The sequence below is a fragment of the Nonomuraea sp. NPDC049709 genome (assembly GCF_040674815.1).
GTDB lineage: Bacteria > Actinomycetota > Actinomycetes > Streptosporangiales > Streptosporangiaceae > Nonomuraea.
The window spans coordinates 108,814-127,316 of record NZ_JBFANM010000011.1 but is presented as its reverse complement, the minus strand read 5'-3'; the positions used below and the strand labels follow the sequence as shown (position 1 = coordinate 127,316).

17 protein-coding genes are annotated in these 18,503 nt (G+C 71.5%); 1 reads left to right on the top strand and 16 read right to left on the bottom strand.

The window, feature by feature from the left end:
- Positions 1 to 159 precede the first annotated feature (159 nt).
- From ruvA to pgsA, 16 genes are all read right to left on the bottom strand, one after another.
- Positions 160 to 780 carry a Holliday junction branch migration protein RuvA gene (ruvA, locus tag AB0J69_RS13490; protein WP_364116532.1) on the bottom strand — a complete coding sequence of 207 codons (621 nt, stop codon included), beginning with the start codon at positions 778 to 780 and terminating at the stop codon, positions 160 to 162.
- Positions 781 to 1,324: 544 nt separating this feature from the next.
- Positions 1,325 to 1,855 (bottom strand): crossover junction endodeoxyribonuclease RuvC, encoded by a 531-nt coding sequence (gene ruvC / locus AB0J69_RS13485; RefSeq protein WP_364116685.1) that lies wholly within the window; start codon positions 1,853 to 1,855, stop codon positions 1,325 to 1,327.
- Positions 1,856 to 1,939: 84 nt separating this feature from the next.
- Positions 1,940 to 3,082: a GNAT family N-acetyltransferase gene (locus AB0J69_RS13480; RefSeq protein WP_364116530.1), complete on the bottom strand. Its 1,143-nt coding sequence runs from the start codon at positions 3,080 to 3,082 to the stop codon at positions 1,940 to 1,942.
- Between the two features lie 10 nt (positions 3,083 to 3,092).
- On the bottom strand, positions 3,093 to 4,742 hold the full coding sequence (locus AB0J69_RS13475; protein WP_364116528.1) for a sugar ABC transporter permease: 1,650 nt from the start codon (positions 4,740 to 4,742) through the stop codon (positions 3,093 to 3,095).
- A gap of 147 nt (positions 4,743 to 4,889) precedes the next feature.
- On the bottom strand, positions 4,890 to 5,639 hold the full coding sequence (locus AB0J69_RS13470; protein WP_364116526.1) for a YebC/PmpR family DNA-binding transcriptional regulator: 750 nt from the start codon (positions 5,637 to 5,639) through the stop codon (positions 4,890 to 4,892).
- Positions 5,640 to 5,642: 3 nt separating this feature from the next.
- Entirely contained in the window at positions 5,643 to 6,221 is a 579-nt protein-coding gene (gene pdxT, locus AB0J69_RS13465; RefSeq protein WP_364116524.1) for a pyridoxal 5'-phosphate synthase glutaminase subunit PdxT, read from the bottom strand.
- Between the two features lie 97 nt (positions 6,222 to 6,318).
- Entirely contained in the window at positions 6,319 to 7,209 is an 891-nt protein-coding gene (locus AB0J69_RS13460; protein WP_364116522.1) for an endonuclease/exonuclease/phosphatase family protein, read from the bottom strand.
- A gap of 9 nt (positions 7,210 to 7,218) precedes the next feature.
- On the bottom strand, positions 7,219 to 8,391 hold the full coding sequence (locus tag AB0J69_RS13455; RefSeq protein ID WP_364116520.1) for an MFS transporter: 1,173 nt from the start codon (positions 8,389 to 8,391) through the stop codon (positions 7,219 to 7,221).
- Between the two features lie 44 nt (positions 8,392 to 8,435).
- Complete coding sequence (locus AB0J69_RS13450) at positions 8,436 to 8,858, bottom strand: MarR family transcriptional regulator (RefSeq protein ID WP_364116518.1); 423 nt, start codon at positions 8,856 to 8,858, stop codon at positions 8,436 to 8,438.
- Between the two features lie 92 nt (positions 8,859 to 8,950).
- The gene (locus tag AB0J69_RS13445; protein WP_364116516.1) at positions 8,951 to 10,630 is read right to left on the bottom strand and encodes an alkaline phosphatase D family protein; all 1,680 of its coding nucleotides are present in this window, start codon (positions 10,628 to 10,630) and stop codon (positions 8,951 to 8,953) included.
- Positions 10,631 to 10,858: 228 nt separating this feature from the next.
- A complete protein-coding gene (gene pdxS, locus AB0J69_RS13440; RefSeq protein ID WP_364116684.1) occupies positions 10,859 to 11,773 on the bottom strand; it encodes a pyridoxal 5'-phosphate synthase lyase subunit PdxS in 915 nt (304 codons plus the stop codon).
- A gap of 118 nt (positions 11,774 to 11,891) precedes the next feature.
- A complete protein-coding gene (locus AB0J69_RS13435; protein ID WP_364116514.1) occupies positions 11,892 to 12,905 on the bottom strand; it encodes a DUF3048 domain-containing protein in 1,014 nt (337 codons plus the stop codon).
- A gap of 62 nt (positions 12,906 to 12,967) precedes the next feature.
- The gene (locus AB0J69_RS13430) at positions 12,968 to 13,510 is read right to left on the bottom strand and encodes a hypothetical protein (protein WP_364116512.1); all 543 of its coding nucleotides are present in this window, start codon (positions 13,508 to 13,510) and stop codon (positions 12,968 to 12,970) included.
- 16 nt (positions 13,511 to 13,526) lie between these two features.
- Entirely contained in the window at positions 13,527 to 14,657 is a 1,131-nt protein-coding gene (locus tag AB0J69_RS13425; protein WP_364116510.1) for a glycosyltransferase family 4 protein, read from the bottom strand.
- Positions 14,654 to 15,577: a phosphatidylinositol mannoside acyltransferase gene (locus AB0J69_RS13420; RefSeq protein ID WP_364116508.1), complete on the bottom strand. Its 924-nt coding sequence runs from the start codon at positions 15,575 to 15,577 to the stop codon at positions 14,654 to 14,656. Before AB0J69_RS13420 ends, AB0J69_RS13425 begins: the two co-directional genes overlap by 4 nt.
- Positions 15,574 to 16,197: a phosphatidylinositol phosphate synthase gene (gene pgsA, locus AB0J69_RS13415; protein ID WP_364116506.1), complete on the bottom strand. Its 624-nt coding sequence runs from the start codon at positions 16,195 to 16,197 to the stop codon at positions 15,574 to 15,576. Before pgsA ends, AB0J69_RS13420 begins: the two co-directional genes overlap by 4 nt.
- 145 nt (positions 16,198 to 16,342) lie before the next feature.
- On the opposite strand from pgsA, the gene AB0J69_RS13410 reads away from it, so the two are divergent.
- Complete coding sequence (locus tag AB0J69_RS13410) at positions 16,343 to 18,481, top strand: elongation factor G-like protein EF-G2 (protein WP_364116504.1); 2,139 nt, start codon at positions 16,343 to 16,345, stop codon at positions 18,479 to 18,481.
- Positions 18,482 to 18,503 lie beyond the last annotated feature (22 nt).

The window sequence follows — 18,503 nt, the reverse complement described above, 5'->3', positions numbered from 1 at the left end:
CCGCCCGGCACCTGGGTGTCGGCTCTTCCGACTTGCCTATCACGCATCACCGACGTCCCCCCGGGCCTTCTTCCGACGCCGTCCCGGCGGGCGCCGCCACCGCCGCGATCACCGGCGTTCCGCTCGACGTTCGTGCTCTTGGCGGGCGGGAGGCGGGGGTCATCGGACGCTCAGGGAGCGGAGTGCGGCCTTCAGGAGGGCGGCGACCTGGGGCTGGCGGCCGGCGGCGACTTCGGCGTCGGCGTCCGGCTCCACCACGGCGATGGCCTCGTCGGCGTCCTTGCTGGAGTAGCCCAGCCCGACCAGGCCCGAGTGGACCTGCTCCCGCCACACCGCCACCCGGCGCTCGCCGTTGAGGGCGGCGTTGACGGCCTCCTCGGGCGTGCCGAGCCGGTCCTTGAGCTCCAGCACGATCCGCTGTGCCCCCTTCTGCCCGATCCCCGGCACCTGCGTGAGCGCCTTGAGATCGGCGCTGGCCACGGCCACGCGCAGCGCGTTGGGGGTGTGCACGGCGAGCATCGCCAGCGCCAGCTTGGGGCCCACGCCGCTGGCCGTCTGGAGCAGCTCGAACACGGCGCGCTCGTCGTCGGTGGCGAAGCCGTACAGGGTGAGTGACTCCTCGCGCACCACCAGCGACGTGGACAGGCGCGCTTCCTCGCCCATGCGCAGCGTCGCCAGGGTGCCGGGGGTGCAGTGGGTGAGGATGCCGACGCCGCCGACCTCGATCACCGCCCCGTCGGGCGCCATCGCCGTCACCTTGCCCGCCACTGACGCGATCACGCCCGTCCTCCTGCCGTCCCTGGCCCCGCCGTTGCGCGGCTCACCTCACCGGTTCTCATCACCGGCTCCTGTCATAGCGCACATCCGGGCCCTCGGAGCCCGCTTTCCACTCCGCCCATGCCGTCTTCGCGCCGCTCCGCCTCTGCTTTCTCCGGGCTGCTGGGGGGGCACGACGCGTGGCGGGAGCCGGCTCGAAAGGCGGGTTGTCCCATGACGGCCGCCATGGCATGCCGCACGGGTTGCCGAGAGCCCGAGCGCCGCCTCCGAGGCTCGGCCCCCACCGTCGAACCGCCCCTGGGGGCGTTCCGCGTCCCCGCCTCCGGCGACGGGCACGAGCCGGCCGCCGGGCTGTGGCGTGCCGCCAGACGGCATCCCGGCCGGCGGGCCACCGCAAGGCGGACTCCCTTCCACGGGCGTGCCGCGAGCGGAAACGTCGGCAGGCGGCATGTCGTGGGACGGAGAGGCCGGGCGGCGGGGCCCGGTTCGGTGGGGCCCTGCGCGGTGAAGTGCCGGGCGGCGGGGCGCCACGAGGGGTGGTCAGGGGTCATCGCTTGGGGCTCGGGCGGGTGGCTCGGGCCAGGGCCGCGGCCAGGCGGTGCTGGGCGCCGCCGCGCCAGATGTGGCAGATGGCCAGGGCCAGCGCGTCGGCGGCGTCGGCGGGCTTGGGCATCTCCGTGAGCCGCAGCAGGCGGGTGACCATGGCGCCGATCTGCTTCTTGTCGGCCGTGCCGCTGCCCGTGATGGCGGCCTTGACCTCGGAGGGCGTGTGCAGGGCCACCGGCAGCCCGCGCCTGGCCGCGCACAGCACCGCGATGCCCGCCGCCTGGGCGGTGCCCATCACGGTGCGGACGTTGTGCTGGCTGAAGACGCGCTCCACCGCGACCGCGTCGGGGCGCACGTCGTCGAGCCACTGCTCGATGCCGGCCTCGATGCCGACGAGCCGGGCGCCGAGCTCCTCGTCGGAGCCCGTGCGCACCACTCCGACGGAAACCAGCGTCAGCGGCGCGCCCGGGCGCCCCTCGACAGCACCCAGGCCGCACCGGGTCAGCCCCGGGTCGACGCCCATCACGCGCACCGGCATGCCCTCCCGCCCGGCCGAACATCTGTTCGGCACGAGACTTTACCCCGGTTGAGGTGGCCGTGCATCGGGAAACGGCCGCTAGAAGTAGTCGAGCATGTACGGCTTCGCCGCGAAGGCCGCCTCGAGCGCCTGGTCGTACCGGTCATCTCCGGACATGAGACCCGCGAGCCGCAGCGTGTACGGCGGGATCCCGGCGTACAGGGCGGAGAAGCCGTTCACCGAGAGCGTGACGCCGCCCTCGCCGGCCGGCGTGGCGGTGCCCGATCCGCCCGAGATCTCCAGGCGCCACGTGCCCCCGCCCCTGACCGGGTCGTCCACGGTGACGACGGCGTCGCAGGCCACGTTCGCCGGATAGCCGCGCCGCTCCACCGCCGCCGCCACGTCCAGCACCCTGAACATCCACCGCGCCTGCTTGACCTGCTCCTCCGAGCGCTCGCCGAGCAGCCACAGCACCGGGTCGTCCGGCGTCACGGAGGCGACGACGTCGCGGGCGATCGAGGACGCGCTGCCGACCAGTGACCACAGCGCCCGCAGGGTCTCCGGGGAGGTGGCGACGAGGTTCTCGACCTGCATGTCGTCGCCCTTCCACCGGTAGATGACGTAGCCGTCGTCGGCGAGGTAGAGGAAGTCGTCCTCGTTGCCGAGCCACACGTTCCAGGTGGCCTCGTCCCAGGAGACGGGCCCGCTCGACCGGGCGGCGGTGTGGACGCGGTGCAGCACCGAGACGAGCTCCGCGGCGTCGCCCGGCCCCATCCTGCGCAGCTTGACCTGGCCGGACGGGCGGATCCTGCGCAGCGACTCGGCGGGCAGCCGGACGTTGTGCTGAGCTCCGGCGTGCTCGTAGCCGACCCCGCGGTAGATGGGCGTGGTGGCCGGATAGAGCGCTGAGACCGCGTCGCCCAGCTCCGCCGCGCGGCCGATGACGGCCCGCATGAGGGTGGTGCCGACGCCGCGCCCGCGGTCCTCCGGGTTGACCGTGACCCCCGCGATCCCGGCCATCGGCTGCGGCGTGCCGTGCCACCACTGCGTGAACCGGCGCACCCGGGCCGCCGCCGCCAGCCGGGTGCCGTCGAACACCCCCAGGTAACGGCCCTCATCCAGCACGGGGAGCACCGCCTGTCGCCACCTGTCCCGATCGGCCGCGGGGATCGGGCCGAACGAGCGCTTGCGCAGGTCGAGGACGTCGTCGAGGTCTTCGGGTGTCAGGTCACGTATGTCCACAGGCAGCAAACTACGCAGCGCGCGTGCGTACCCGCGAATCATTTGCCGCGATGGCGAGCCTGTCGAGGTAGAGCAGCTGGGCGGCCACGAGGGCCACCAGCGCGACGGCGACGACGAGCAGCGGGGTGGCGGCGCCGACGTCGGGGGCGGAGGTGTTGAAGCCGCTGAGCTGGTTCACCTGGGCGACCGGGGTGGTGAACAGGGCGGGGTTCTGCGCGACCAGCATCGGCCAGAGCAGGTCGTGGGCGTTCACGAGGGTGACGGCGCCGGTGAGGATGCCCGCCATGGGGAGCGACGGCAGGAACACGCCGCCGAAGAAGTCCCGGTCGGTGCGCTCGGCCAGCCCCTTGCACAGCAGCGTGAGCACGAACAGGGCGGGCACGCTCACGAGGAGGGGCGGGATCAGGGCGGGCAGGGAGTCGATGAGGCCCAGGTTGCGGATGTTCTGCCAGTTGGCGACGCCGAGGGGGCCGGGGCCGACGAACAGCCAGGGGGCGAAGGCGAGCAGCAGCCACTCGCTGCCCCGTCCGAGCGGGCGCAGGCCGCCGATGCCGAGTGCCGCCAGGTAGGCCACGCCGACCGAGACCAGGGCCCCTGCCAGGGCGGGGACCCAGGTGTTGACCTGCGCGCGCAGGTCGCCGGCCGGGGTGTCCGGGGAGGCCAGCACGCCGTCGGCCCAGGGCCAGGCGCACAGGAGCGCGACGGCCACGACGACGATCAGCGCCACGACCCCGACGGCCACCCCGACCGCCCCGGGCGCACCGCGGTCCGGCGGCCCCGATCCGTCGTGCGCGGGCTGGGAGCCGAAGGGGCCGGTGGGCGTGGCGGTGCGCGGTGTGACGGTGAGGCGGAGGCGGGTGGCGATCGCGATGACCGTGGCGACGATGCCCAGCACGCCGAGGATCACCCCCGTGAGGGCCGCGACGGCCGCGCCAGGACCGAACTCGGCCAGCCGGAAGGCGTAGTGGTACTGCAGGCCCGCGAGCGTCTCTGTGGAGCGCTGAGGGCCTCCCCTGGTGAGCACCAGTCCGATGGAGAACGCCTGGAGCCCGACGGCGACCGTGGCGAGCGCGACGAGCGCCCCTACGGCGAACGTCGCGGGCCCGGCGGTGCCGCCGCGCAGGGCGGGCAGGAACGTGATCACGGCCAGCGCGCACACGACCCCGAACGTGGCGGCGGCGACGACGAGCCGGAGCGTTCCAGGCGCCGTCGCGGGCTCGCGCAGCCCCTCGGCCAGGGCGACCAGGCCGGACGCGTCCTGTCTCAGCCCCTGCGTCCAGGCCCCCGCGACGGCGACGGGCGAGAAGGTGACGACGGCCAGCGAGAGCACGACGCGCCCGGCGCGCCTGGGCCACGTGCCCGCCCGGTCGAGCGCCAGGGCCAGCAGCGGCCCCACCACCACGGCCACCAGCAGCGGGATCACGGTCAGCGAGAGCGTGAAGCCCAGAGCCCGCCAGAAGTCGCCCTCGCCCAGCAACTCGGTGTAGTTGGACACCCCCACGTAGGAGCTCTCACGCATGACGCCGCCGCTCTGGAGGCTGAGCCAGATCGTCTGGACGGTCGGCAGCACCAGGGAGATGAGGGTGCCGAGCAGCGCCGGTACGGCGAGCAGCCAGCCGAGCGCGGGTGAGTAGGCCGGAGGAGGGGTGGGGGAAGTCACGTCGCCAGACCCTACGCTGCCCCGGCTCCTCGCGCACGCGAAGAAACGCGCGCGTCCCGGGCGGCGCCGGATGCGCACGACCGAGCCGGCGGGTACGCGCGGACGAGGGCCCGGCGGGCGAACCGGACCCTCCAGGTGGCGGAGCCGCTAGTCCAGCGCCGCCAGCACGTCGTCGGAGACGTCGAAGTTGGCGAAGACGTTCTGCACGTCGTCGCTGTCCTCCAGCGCGTCGATGAGGCGGAACACCTTCTTGGCGCCCTCCTCGTCGAGCGGCACGCTCATCGTCGGCAGGAAGCTGGACTCGGCCGAGTCGTAGTCGATCCCGGCGTCCTGCAGCGCCTTGCGCACCGGCACCAGGTCGCCCGCCTCGGAGACGACCTCGAACGACTCGCCGAGGTCGTTGACCTCCTCGGCGCCGGCGTCGAGCACGGCCATCAGCACGGTGTCCTCGTCGAGCCCGTTCTTGGGCACGATCACGACACCCTTGCGGTTGAACATGTAGGACACGGAGCCGGGGTCGGCCAGCGAACCGCCGTTGCGGGTCAGCGCGACGCGCACCTCGGAGGCCGCGCGGTTGCGGTTGTCGGTGAGGCACTCGATGAGCACCGCGACGCCGCCGGGCGCGTAGCCCTCGTACATGATCGTCTGCCAGTCGGCGCCGCCGGCCTCCAGGCCGCCGCCGCGCTTGCGCGCCCGCTCGATGTTGTCGTTGGGCACGGAGTTCTTCTTCGCCTTGAAGATGGCGTCGAAGAGGGTGGGGTTGGCGTCCGGGTCAGGGCCACCGGTCCGGGCCGCCACCTCGATGTTCTTGATGAGCTTGGCGAAAAGCTTGCCGCGCTTGGCGTCGAGCGCGGCCTTCTTGTGCTTCGTCGTCGCCCATTTGGAGTGGCCGGACATTACCTAGAGCTCCCTCACCATGTCTACGAAGTAACGGTGCACGCGTACGTCCCCGGTGAGCTCGGGGTGGAACGACGTAGCGAGCAACGGCCCTTGACGGACCGCGACGATCCTATCCCCAGGCTCGGCCCTGCCCAGCACTTCGACGTCCGCGCCGACGGATTCGACCCAGGGCGCGCGGATGAAGACGGCGTGCACCGGCTCCCCGGCGAAGCGCAGGTCGGACTCGAAGGAGTCCACCTGGCGGCCGAACGCGTTGCGCCTGACCACCATGTCGATGCCGCCGATGGTCTGCTGGCCGGCGATGCCGTCCTCGATCCGGTCGGCCAGCATGATCATGCCGGCGCAGGAGCCGTAGGCGGGCATGCCCTCCTTGATCCGCATCCGCAGCGGCTGCAGCATGTCGAAGGTCTCGGCGAGCTTCCACATCGTGGTCGACTCGCCGCCGGGGATGACCAGGCCGTCGACCGCGTCCAGCTCGGCGGGGCGGCGTACGGCGGTGGCCGTCGCGCCCGCCTCCTGAAGCATGCGCGCATGCTCGCGCACGTCTCCCTGGAGGGCGAGTACACCGATCTTGGGCACAGCCGATCCTTTCGTCCGGGTACGGATTCCGCCAATTCAACACCAGGATGCGCCGACATCTTCCGCCTGGGGGCCGCGTCCGGCGAACTCGCGATGGTCAGGGCCGCAGGGCCACTTCCATGTGGACGGGCTTGTGGTCGGACAGGGTCACCTCGCGCGCCACGTGGCAGCTCCGCACGCTGCCCTTGGGGGCGAACAGGTAGTCGAGCTTCTTGTCCTCGCGGGTCCGGCCTCCGGTGCGCCGCCCGCCGCGCTGGTCGCACTCCTGGTACGCGCGGTAGAACGGGGCGACGGCCCGGCGGCCGGCGGCGCTGCCGTAACCGCCGTCGGGCGGCGAGACGTTGAGGTCGCCGCCGACGATCGTCCGGTAGCCGGGCCTGGCGGCCACCTCCAGCAGGCGTTGGAGCTGCCGGGTGCGGTAGGGGGCGCCTGGCTGGCGGTCGTCGTACTGGGCGCCGGAGGACAGGTGGGTGCCGCAGGCGCGGACCTTGGGGGCGACGACGGTGGCGGCCACGGTGGCGGTCACGGTGGCGGTCACGGTGGCGCAGACGGCGGCGCGCCGGACGTACCAGGGCGGGGCGGGCAGCGGGTGGGTCTCGAACGTGGCCTCGCCCGCCACCGCGACCGCGATGCTCTGCGCGCCGCGCGGGCGGCCGAGGCGGTCGGGGTGGCAGGCGTACGGCTTGCCGTCGTGGCCGGTCAGGCCCCAGGAGCCGACGGTCCAGCTACGGCCGGTGCGCCGCTCGAGCCACAGTTCGAGGGTGCCCGTCGCTCCCGTGCAGAACTCCTGCAGGAAGATGACGCCGGGCCGGGCGGTCCGGGAGAGCGCCTGCCGGCCGATGTTCTCGGCCAACTCGACGGCGCCGGCGCGGTAGAGGCGGCAGTCGGAGTTGGTGCCGGTGCAGACGTTCCACGTCATGACGGATAACTCCGTGCGTACGGGCGCCGCGAGCAGCCCCGCCACGAGCAGCAGCACGTGTCCCACCATGGTGGGACATCAAACCACAGCGGGCGCGGTGTCGTGCATGGTGTGGCCGGCGTCCACGCGGGCCAGGGAGCGCAGGTGGTGGCGCCGGGTGTACAGGATGGCCATGCCGATGGCACAGCAGACCGCCCCGAGCACGTACGGCACGGCGACGCCGACCTCCTCGCCGAGCTTGGTGGCGATGAACGGCGCCAGCGCGCCGCCCATCCAGCGCACGAAGTTGTAGCCCGCCGAGGCGACCGGCCTGGGGGCGTCGGAGACCTCCATGGCCGACTCGGTGAAGACGGTGTTGTTGAGGCCGATGGGGATGCCGGACAGGACGGTGAACACGATGACGCCCGTGTGCCCGGACAGCGCGATGCCGATCTGGAGGACGGCGAGCAGGGCCAGCGACAGGTGCAGCACGTTGACCGAGCCGATCCTGCGCTGCAGCGGCGGCGCGCCGAAGACCGAGGCCAGCGCCACGCAGACGCCCCAGCCGAAGAAGACGGCGCCGATGCCGTACGGGGACATGTGCAGGATGAACGGGGTGAAGGCGAGGATCGTGAAGAAGGCGAAGTTGTAGAACAGCGCGGTGAAGGCGGTCGTGGACAGCCCGCCGTGGGCCAGGGCCCTGATGGGGGCGCTCAGCCTGGTCGGCACCGCGGGCCTGGCGGGGGCCTTGAGCAGGGTGACGATCAGCACGAAGCCGACGGCCATGAGCGTGGCGGTGCCGAAGAACGGGGCCCGCCAGTTCCAGTCGCCGAGCAGCGCGCCGACGAGGGGGCCAGCGGAGATGCCCAGGCCGAGCGCGGCCTCGTACAGGATGATGGCCGACTCCGCGCCGCCGCTGGCGGCGCCGACGATGACGGCCAGCGCCGTGGCCACGAACAGCGCGTTGCCCAGGCCCCAGCCGGCGCGGAAGCCGACGAGCTCGGCGACGCTGGTGGAGGTGCCGGCCAGCGCGGCGAACACGATCACCAGCGCCAGCCCGGCCAGCAGCGTCCGCTTGCCGCCGATGCGGCTGGAGACCCAGCCGGTGATGAGCATGGCCACGGCCGTCACCAGGAAGTAGCTGGTGAACAGCAGGGAGACCTGGCTGGGGGTGGCGTCCAGCCCTTGGGCGATGGAGGGGAGGATGGGGTCGACGAGGCCGATGCCCATGAAGGCCACGACCGCGGCGAACGCGGTGGCCCAGACGGACATGGGCCGGCGAAGGATTCCGCCGCCGGTTTGCATGCTGCTCCTTTCTACGAGCGGCCGAGCTTGGCCAGCACGGGCAGGGCGGCCGCGAGCGTGGCGCGCTCCTCCTCGGTGAGCGCGGCCAGCTCCCGGGTGAGGTGGCCGATCCTGGCCTGGCGTACGGCGCGCAGCCGGTCGCGCCCCTCGCCGGTGAGCTCGACCGTCCTGACCCGCGCGTCGGCCGGGTCGGATCCGCGGGTCACCAGGCCCGCGTCCTCCAGGCGGTTGATCTGGACGGTCATGGTGGGGAGCTGTACGGCGTGCTCCTCGGCCAGCGCGGTCATCCGGCGGGGGCCGTGCTCGAGCGAGCCGAGGACGCCGTACTGCTGGCTGGTGACGGGTTGGCCGGCGACGGTGCGCCTGAGCAGGAGGACCAGGTGCCGCAGCACCGCGGAGACCTGCTCGGCCAGGTGGGTGGGATCGTCCCTCATGATTAGCCAAACTAACTTAGCCTGGCTAATATTCCGGCCCGGGCAACGCAAGGACCCGGCCTCCTGAGGAGACCGGGCCCTTCGATGGGGGACTACGGACGCTCGGTCTCCAGGCGGACCGTCTCCTCCACTGTCATCTGCTGGCCGATGCGCATCGCCGGGTCGAGCGGGCGCAGGTACGTCTGCTTGACCCCGGGCGCGCGGTCCTCGATGACGAACGTGGCCTTGGTGTACACCTCGGACCCGGGCGTCTGGACCTGCGGCACGACCTTGAAGTCGGCCGTCATCAGATCCCGCTCGATCTTCGTCAGCACGTAGCCGCGCTGGTTGTTGTAGAACTTCAGGTGCGGGTTGATCGCCAGGAACGGGTGCTGCGCCGGGTCCGAGTCGGCCCCGTTGCCACCCGTCGAGATCGACGTGGCCACCAGCTCCGACCCCACCGTGGGCCCGGTCGGGTCGTCGTAGTCGAGCTTGAGGTCGCTGGCCCAGTGCGCGTGCACGTCACCGGTCAGCACCACCGGGTTGCGCACCTCGGCGTCGATCCAGCCCTGGGTGATGCGCTGCCGGGAGGCGACGTAGCCGTCCCAGGCGTCCTGCGAGGTGATCTTGGCGGGCCCGGCGTTGTTGTCGCGCTGGGCGAAGAAGACCTGCTGGCCCAGGATGTCCCACTGTGCACGCGAGTGGCGGAAGCCGTTCAGCAGCCACTCCTCCTGCGCGGTGCCGGTGATCGAACGGGCCGGGTCCACCGCGTCCGGGCAGTCGCGGTAGCCGTCGCCGCAGCCCTGGTCGTCGCGGTACTGGCGGGTGTCGAGCATGTGGAACGTGGCCATCCGGCCCCACCGGATGCGCCGGTAGAGCTGCATGTCGATGCCGCGCGGGATCGAGGTGCGGCGCAGCGGCATGTTCTCGTAGTACGCGCGGAAGGCGGCCTCGCGCCTGGTCAGGAAGTTCGGCTGGGGGGTCTCGGGGCGCTCGGGCACCTCGTCGGCCCAGTTGTTGTCCAGCTCGTGGTCGTCCCACACCACCAGCCACGGCGCGGCGGCGTGTGCGGCCTGGAGGTCGGGGTCGGCCTTGTACTGGGCGTGCCGCTGGCGGTAGTTGGCCAGGGTCTCGGTCTCGGGGCCCTCGTGGTGGCGGACGTTGCCGCCGGGGATGGTGTAGGTGTCCCTGGTGTACTCGTACTGGTAGTCGCCCAGGTGCAGGACCAGGTCGGGGTGCTCCTCGGCCAGGCGGCGGTAGGAGGTGAAGTAGCCGTGCTCGTACTGGGCGCACGAGACGAAGGCCATGGCCAGGGCGCCGCCGTACGACAGGGGGTGCGGGGCGGTGCGGGCGCGGCCGACCGGCGAGACGTACGGGCCGACGCGGAAGCGGTACCAGTACTCGCGGTCGGAGCTCAGCCCCTGGACCTCGACGTGGACGCTGTGACCCCACTCGGGGGCGGCGACGGTGACACCGGTGCGGACGACCCGGCGCCCGCGCTCGTCGCCGTAGATCTGCCACTGCACGGGGAAGGGCCGCTGCGGCATGCCGCCGAGCCCGTCCTCGGCCATCGGCTCCTGGGCGAGCCTGGTCCACAGGACGAAGCCCTCGTGGTCGGGGTCGCCGGAGGCGACCCCGAGGGTGAAGGGGTCGGTGCGCAGACCGCGCGAGGCCAGGCTCTGGGCCGTCTCGGCGGCGGGGTCGGGCTCGGCGTGCGCGGCGGTGGCGGGGATGGCCGCGGCGGCGCCTGCCGCTAACCCGGTGACGAGGAAATGCCTGCGGTTGAGGGACATGCGGCGCTCCTGGGACGATCAAGGGTGAGGGACGCCCCGTAGCCTGACTGAGAATCATGACTACGTGGTGAACACCACACAACACGAAAAAGGCGACATCCTTCGCGGATGTCGCCTTCTCCGGCAATTTCCACCGTCACATTGTGGCGTCCCCGCCAGGCCGTCACCGGCCTGCCAGAGGTGATCGTCTCACGCCGGCAAGTCTGTGACCTGCAACGACGCGCCGCTTTACCAGCCGCGCTCGGCCAGACGGTGCGGCTGCGGGATCTCGTCGACGTTGATGCCGACCATGGCCTCGCCCAGGCCGCGCGAGACCTTGGCGATGACATCGGGGTCGTCGTAGAAGGTCGTGGCCTTGACAATGGCCGCGGCGCGCTTGGCCGGGTCGCCCGACTTGAAGATGCCCGAGCCCACGAACACGCCCTCGGCGCCGAGCTGCATCATCATCGCGGCGTCGGCCGGGGTGGCGATGCCGCCCGCGGTGAACAGCACGACCGGCAGCTTGCCGGTCTTGGCGACCTCGGCGACCAGCTCGTAGGGGGCCTGCAGCTCCTTGGCGGCGACGTACAGCTCGTCCTCGGGCAGCGAGGTGAGCCGCTTGATCTCGGCGCGGATCGTGCGCATGTGGGTGACGGCGTTGGAGACGTCGCCGGTGCCGGCCTCGCCCTTGGAGCGGATCATGGCCGCGCCCTCGGTGATGCGGCGCATGGCCTCGCCCAGGTTGGTGGCCCCGCACACGAACGGCACGGTGAACTGCCACTTGTCGATGTGGTTGGCGTAGTCGGCCGGGGTCAGCACCTCCGACTCGTCCACGTAGTCGACGCCGAGCGCCTGCAGCACCCTGGCCTCGACGAAGTGGCCGATGCGGGCCTTGGCCATGACGGGGATCGAGACGGCGTTGACGATGCCGTCGATCATGTCGGGGTCGCTCATCCGGGACACGCCACCCTGCGCGCGGATGTCGGCGGGCACGCGCTCCAGGGCCATGACGGCCACCGCGCCGGCGTCCTCAGCGATCTTGGCCTGCTCCGGCGTGACGACGTCCATGATGACGCCGCCCTTGAGCATCTCGGCCATGCCGCGCTTGACGCGGGCGGTTCCGGTGACGGGGGTGCTTTCTGGCGTGCTGCTGGACACGGTCATCCTCACGGGCTCTCAACGGCGGATCGGTAAGTTATCAAGCCCATCGTAGGTCCTGGAGGACCCCTCCCCCGACATGCCAGGATGTCAGGTTTTACCGCCATACCGATACAGGTAGGCGCTACGGGATGACGGGCTTGCGGCTGGCGAGGGCCACCCAGACCTGGCCGGGGGCGAAGTTCATCGGCTCGCCGCTCTCAGTGGTGAACGTCGTGCCGGACCCCTCCGATTCCCGTTCCCACCGCGCCTTGAAAGCTTTACCGTCGCGCAGCACGATGGCCGAGCCCTTGCCCGTGGTGTGCACCAGCGGCGTGTAGCTGTCGTTCTTGTCGTGGAACTCCGAGCGCTCGGTCTTGGTGTACTGGACGACGATCGTCGGCGCGCCGAGCTGGCCGCCCTCGGCGGCCATGTCCTTCTTGCCGTCCTGCCAGATCATCCACTGCTTGCGCTCCTCCGACCAGGCGAAGGTGAAGCGCGCGGCGGGCCACTTGACGGTGTACGACTTGCGCTCGACCCCGCCCTCCGCCGGCGCCTCGCCGAACGTGAAGCCGATGTCCTTGGCCTTGGTCGCCTTGGGCGCCTTGGCCAGGAGCTGCTTGGTGTTGGCGAACAGGTTGTAGGGGGCGAAGCGGCCGGGCTGGCGGAAGTACGCGCCGGGGTTACGCGTGTCGCCCACGTCGAACAGCGACGCCTCGGCGATGAACGGCAGCATCTTGGTCTGCGCGCCCGAGTAGGAGAAGGCCGGCTTGCCGAACTGCGGCGCGATGTGCAGGTCGGAGATGCGGGCGCTGCGCACGGGGCCCACCTTGGGCGGCAGCTTGGAGGAGAAGATCGCCATGAGCCGGGTCAGCCCGGCCTCGACCTGCTCGACGTAGACGATGTCCGCGCTCTTGAGCCCGAGCTGCGGCTTGCCGGCCGCGGTGTTCTCGATCTTCACGGCCAGCACCGGCTTGAGGCTCTGGTACGGCTTGCCGGTGAACGGGTGGGCGTTGACCTCCTCCGGCTCCTCGCTGGGCGCGGCCGTGGCGGCCTGTGGCGCCTTGCCGGGGGCCGGTTCTTCCGACGAGCAGGCGGCGACGGGCAGCAGCACGGCCGCTCCGGCCAGCCAGAGCGTGATCATCCGGGGTAGCCGCACGTGTAACTCTCCTCGCTTCAGCCCGAAAACGGGATGAAGCTTACTGGCTTCCCCAAATCAGGTCATTCAGTTGCCATAGCCGCAGGCGGATTGTCATCAATCTCGAAGAATTGCGGGTATTCGGTGTGCCCGGCCAGGCGCAGGGTCCGGGCCAGCCAGCGGCGCTGGGCCGTACGCGTGACGCCGACGGAGTTGTTGTAGAACCGCCGCGAGTAGACGACCTTGGCCACCGCCGTGTCGAGCTCCTCCAGCAGCGCGCGGCCGCCGGGCGACTCCGACAGCTTCTCCCTGAACCGCTCCTGGTCCACCACCGCCCGCAGCGCCCGCGACAGGTCGCTCTCGGCGTGCTCGCGCTCCTCCGGCCCGGCCGACCTGGCCTCGTGCGCCGCCGCGGCCAGCACCAGCGACGTGGCGGGGTCGAGCAGGCGCGAGCCGGCCAGCTCCAGCACCACCGCGCGGCGCCGCATGAGCGCGGCGTCCAGCGACTCCTGGGCCAGCTCCAGCCGGATGTGCAGCCGGTCGAGCCGGCCGGCGCGCCAGGAGATGTACACGGCCGTGAGCACCACGACGATGCCCACGATCAGCACGATCATGGTGGATGTCACAGGCCCTACCCCTACCTCACAGGTCCTCTTCGACGCGCCCCGCGCCGCTCGTGGTGACGGTCTCGTAGACGCGTACGACGTCGCGCGCCACCGTGGACCAGTCGTACTTCCGGACCGCGACCAGCGCCTCGGCCGCCAGCTTGGCCCTGCGCTCCGGCGCGTCGAGCAGCGCGCCGGCCTCGCGCGCCAGCGAGCCGGGGTCGCCGTTGGCGAACAGCGCGCCCGCCTGCCCCTCGCCCAGCACCTTGCGGAAGGCGGGGATGTCGCTGGCCAGCACGGTCGCCCCGGAGGCCATGGCCTCGGCCAGCACGATGCCGAAGCTCTCCCCGCGCGTGTTCGGCGCGCAGAACACGTCCACCGAGTGGTAGGCGCGGATCTTGTCGGCCTCGCTCACCATGCCCAGCACCGTCACCCGGTCGCGGAACTGCTTGCGCACCCGCTCGTAGACGTCCTTGGCGTCGCCGGGCCCGGCGATCAGCAGCTTCACCTCCGGCCGCTCGGCGGCCAGGGTGTTGAACGCGTCGAGCAGGATCGGCAGGCCCTTGCGCTCCTCGTCCATGCGGCCCAGGAAGCCGAGCGTGGCCCCGTCGGGCCCCCAGCCGTCGAGCGGCTCGGCCTCGGTGTAGCGGGCGACGGTGACGCCGTTCGGGATGAGCACCGTGTCGCCGCCGAACTGCTCGACCAGGCTCTTGCGGGCCGCGTCGGAGACCGCGATGCGGCCGCTCAGCTTCTCCAGCGCGCTGCGCAGCAGCGGCTCGGCCACCGCGATCGCCCGCGATCGCGAGAAGGAGGCGTGGAACGTGGCCACGATCGGCCCCTTGGCCGCCCAGCAGGCCAGCACGCCCAGGCTCGGGATCAGCGGCTCGTGGATGTGCAGCACGTCGAACCCGCCCGTACGGACCCAGCGCCGCACCCGCGCGGCCGACAGGAACCCGAACGACATCCTGGCCACCGACCCGTTGTACGGCACCGGCACCGCCCTGCCCGCGCCGGTCACGTAGGGGGGCAGCTCGTCGTCGTCGGCCGCCGGCGCGATCACCGACACGTCGTGCCCCTGTGCCACGAGCGCCTGGGCCAGGTCGTCGATGTGCTGCTTGACGCCGCCCGGCATGTCCCAGGAGTAGGGGCAGACGATGCCGACCCTCATCGAGGTTCCCGGCCGGGTGGCAGGTCGTCCAGCCAGAGCCGCTGCAACATGTGCCAGTCCTCCGGGTGCTCGGAGATGCCCTTCTCGAACACGTCGGCCAGGTGCTGCGCCACCGCGGCGACCTTCTCCTGCCTGGTGCCCTCCTCGGGGACGGGGACCTCCTCGTGGATGTGGATGCCCCAGTCGTCGCCCTCGAAGTAGACGGTGGCGGGCAGCAGCGCGGCCCCGGTCTGCACGGCCAGCAGCGGCGGCCCGGCCGGCACCTTGGTGGCCGCACCGAAGAAGCGCACCTCGATGCCGCTCTTGGTCAGGTCGCGCTCGGCGGGCAGGCACACCACGCCGCCCTTGCGCACCCGCATGGCCAGCGTGCCGAAGTTGTGCCCGTCGCCGCCGGTGAGCGGCAGCACCTCCATGCCGAGCCCCTCGCGGAAGGCGACGTAGCGCCGGAACAGCGACTCGGGCTTGAGCCGCTCGGCCACGGTGGTGAACGGATGGCCCACGCCCACCAGCCACGCCCCGGCCTGGTCCCAGTTGCCCATGTGCGGCAGCGCCAGCACCACGCCCCGGCCGGCCGCCACGTTTGTGTGGACGTGCTCGGCCCCGATGACGTGGGTGCGGCGCACGACCTCCTCGGTGCGCATCGACGGGAGCCGGAAGATCTCGTGGAAGTAGCGGAAGTAGGAGCGCATCCCGGCCCTGCCCAGCTCGCGCACCTCGCGGCTGCCGGGGTCGAGACCGGTCACCCTGGCCAGGTTGGACTCCAGCCTGAGCACGGACTTGCCCCGCCGGCTCCAGACCCGGTCGGCCAGGAACCGGAAGACCGCGGCCGTCGGGCGCTCGGGCAGCAGCGGCACGAGCTTCCACCCGGCCGCGAACCCGGCGGCCACGATCCGGTCGCCGAACGACACCTTCTCGCTCATCTCTCCCTCGTCTGCTGGTAGACGGCCACCACGCGCTGCCCCACGGTGATCACGCTGGCCACCGCCAGCAGCCACATGCCCACAGGCAGGATGTACGGAACTCCGAGCCCCGAGAAACAGGCCGCGACCAGGGCCACCACCAGCCGCTCCGGCCGCTCGGCCAGCCCGACGTCGGCCGTGAGCCCGAGCCCCTCGGCCCTGGCCTTGGCATAGGAGACGAGGGTGCCCGCTATCAGGCACACCAGCGTCACCGCGGCCATCAGAGTGTCGTCCACGGAGATGAAATACAGGATCAGGCCGGCGAAGATGGCGGCGTCGGCGACCCGGTCGAGCGTGGAGTCGAGGAAGGCCCCCCAGGTGCTGCCCCCCTTCCCGCCGAGCCGGGCCACCACGCCGTCGAGCAGGTCGAACAGCACGAAGACAGTGATCACGAGGGCACCCCAGGTGAGGTGCCCCAGGGGGAAGAAGAGCAGGGCGGACACGACGGTGCCGAGGGTGCCGACCGCCGTGACGGCGTTCGGGCCGATCCCGCGGCCGACGAGGGCCCTGCCCAGCGGGGTGAGTATCCGGGTCATGGCCGGGCGCAGGAGTTTGAGCATCGCGGTCCGATCGTAGGCCATGACGAGCCTGACAACTTTCTTTGCCCCTCCCCTCTTGTGATATCCGCCACAGGGGTATTTGGTGAACACACCGCGTCCATGCGGTTTCCATCACCCTCCGCGCGGGCGCGGCGTTGGCAAACAGACCGACGACGCGGGAGGCGATGTGGCGGAAAGACATTCGGGAGGCGCCGTGGGAGCCGCGGGCAGGGCACCCGCGGCCGACAGGGCGGATGCGATACGCAATGTCGTGCTGGTCGGCCACTCAGGAGCGGGTAAGACGACCCTCGTCGAGCAGCTGCTGGCCGCGACGGGCACCATTCAGCGCCCGGGACGGGTGGAGGACGGCAACACGGTCAGCGACTACGACGAGGTAGAGGTCCGGCAACAACGGTCCGTCAACCTCGCCGTGGCGCCCTTGGTGCACAACGGCATCAAGATCAACCTTCTGGACACCCCCGGCTACGCCGACTTCGTGGGCGACCTGCGCGCGGGGCTGCGCGCGGCCGACGCCGCGCTGTTCGTCGTGTCGGCGTCCGACGGGGTGGACGGGCTCACCCAGATGCTCTGGGAGGAGTGCTCCCAGGTCGGCATGCCGCGGGCGGTCGTGATCACCAAGATCGACCACCAGCGGGCCGACTTCGACGAGGTGCTCGCGACCTGCCAGGACATCTTCGGTGACGGCGTCGCGCCGCTCTATCTCCCGGTGATCACCAATGGTCACGTGAACGGGCTGATCGGGCTGCTGTCGCAGAAGTTCTACAACTACGCCACGGGCACCCGTACGGAGAAGGACCCGGGCGCGGAGTACGAAGCGCAGATCGAGGAGCACCGCGGGGTGCTGATCGAGGGCATCATCCAGGAGAGCGAGGACGAGTCGCTCATGGAGCGATACCTCGAGGGCGAGCCCATCGACACCAAGGTGCTCATCGACGACCTGGAGAAGGCCGTCGCGCGCGGCAGCTTCTACCCGGTGCTGTGCAGCGGCCTCGGGGTGGGCGCGCAGGAGATCCTGGAGCTGGTGACGCAGGGCTTCCCGTCGCCCCTCGAACACCCGATGCCGGAGATCACCGACCTGTCCGGCAAGCCGGTCAAGGGCATCACGTGCGACCCGAACGGGCCGCTCGTGGCCGAGATCGTCAAGACCACCAGCGACCCGTACGTGGGCCGCATCAGCCTCGTACGCGTCTTCTCCGGCAGCCTGCGGCCCGACATGACCGTGCACGTGTCCGGGCACGGCCTGGCCGACCGCGGGCACGAGGACCACGACGTGGACGAGCGCATCGGCACCCTGACCTGCCCGCTGGGCAAGCAGCAGCGCGGCGCGGCCAAGGGCATGGCCGGCGACATCGTGGCCGTGGCCAAGCTGTCGCGCGCCGAGACCGGCGACACGCTGTCGGACGTGGAGCACCCGCTGCTGATGACGGCCTGGGACATGCCCGACCCGCTGCTGCCCGTGGCGATCACGGCCAAGTCCAAGGCCGACGAGGACAAGCTGTCGCAGGCGCTCGGCCGGCTGGTGGCCGAGGACCCGACGCTGCGCCTGGAGAACAACGCCGAGACCCGGCAGCTCGTCCTGTGGTGCATGGGAGAGGCCCACACCGACGTGCTGCTCGACCGCCTGGCCAAGCGCCACGGCGTCGAGGTCGAGCGGATCGAGCTGCGGGTGCCGCTGCGCGAGACGTTCGGCGGCAAGTGCAAGGCGATGGGCCGCAACGTCAAGCAGACCGGCGGCCACGGCCAGTACGCGATCTGCCACCTCGAGGTCGAGCCGCTGCCGTCCGGCGGGGGCTTCGAGTTCGTGGACAAGATCGTGGGCGGCGTGGTGCCGCGGCAGTTCATCCCGTCGGTGGAGAAGGGCGTGCGGGCCCAGATGGAGCGGGGCGTGGTCGCCGGCTACCCGATGGTGGACGTGCGCGTCACGCTGTACGACGGCAAGGCCCACTCCGTCGACTCCTCCGACATGGCCTTCCAGATCGCGGGGCAGCTCGCGCTCAAGGAGGCCGCGTCGAAGGTCTCGACGCTGCTGCTCGAACCCGTGGACGAGCTGTCGGTGCTGGTGGCCGACGACTACGTCGGGTCGGTGATGTCCGACCTGTCGTCGCGGCGCGGGCGGGTGCTCGGCACCGAGCCGGTCGGCACCGGGCGCACGCTGGTCAAGGCGGAGGTGCCCGAGCTGGAGATAACGAGGTACGCCATCGACCTGAGATCCATGTCACACGGGACGGGAACTTTCCACCGGACGTTCCTGCGCTACGAACCGCTGCCGCCGAACCTCGCGAACAAGGTGACAGCCGCGGATTGAGGCCCCGGAGGAGCCGGGAGGG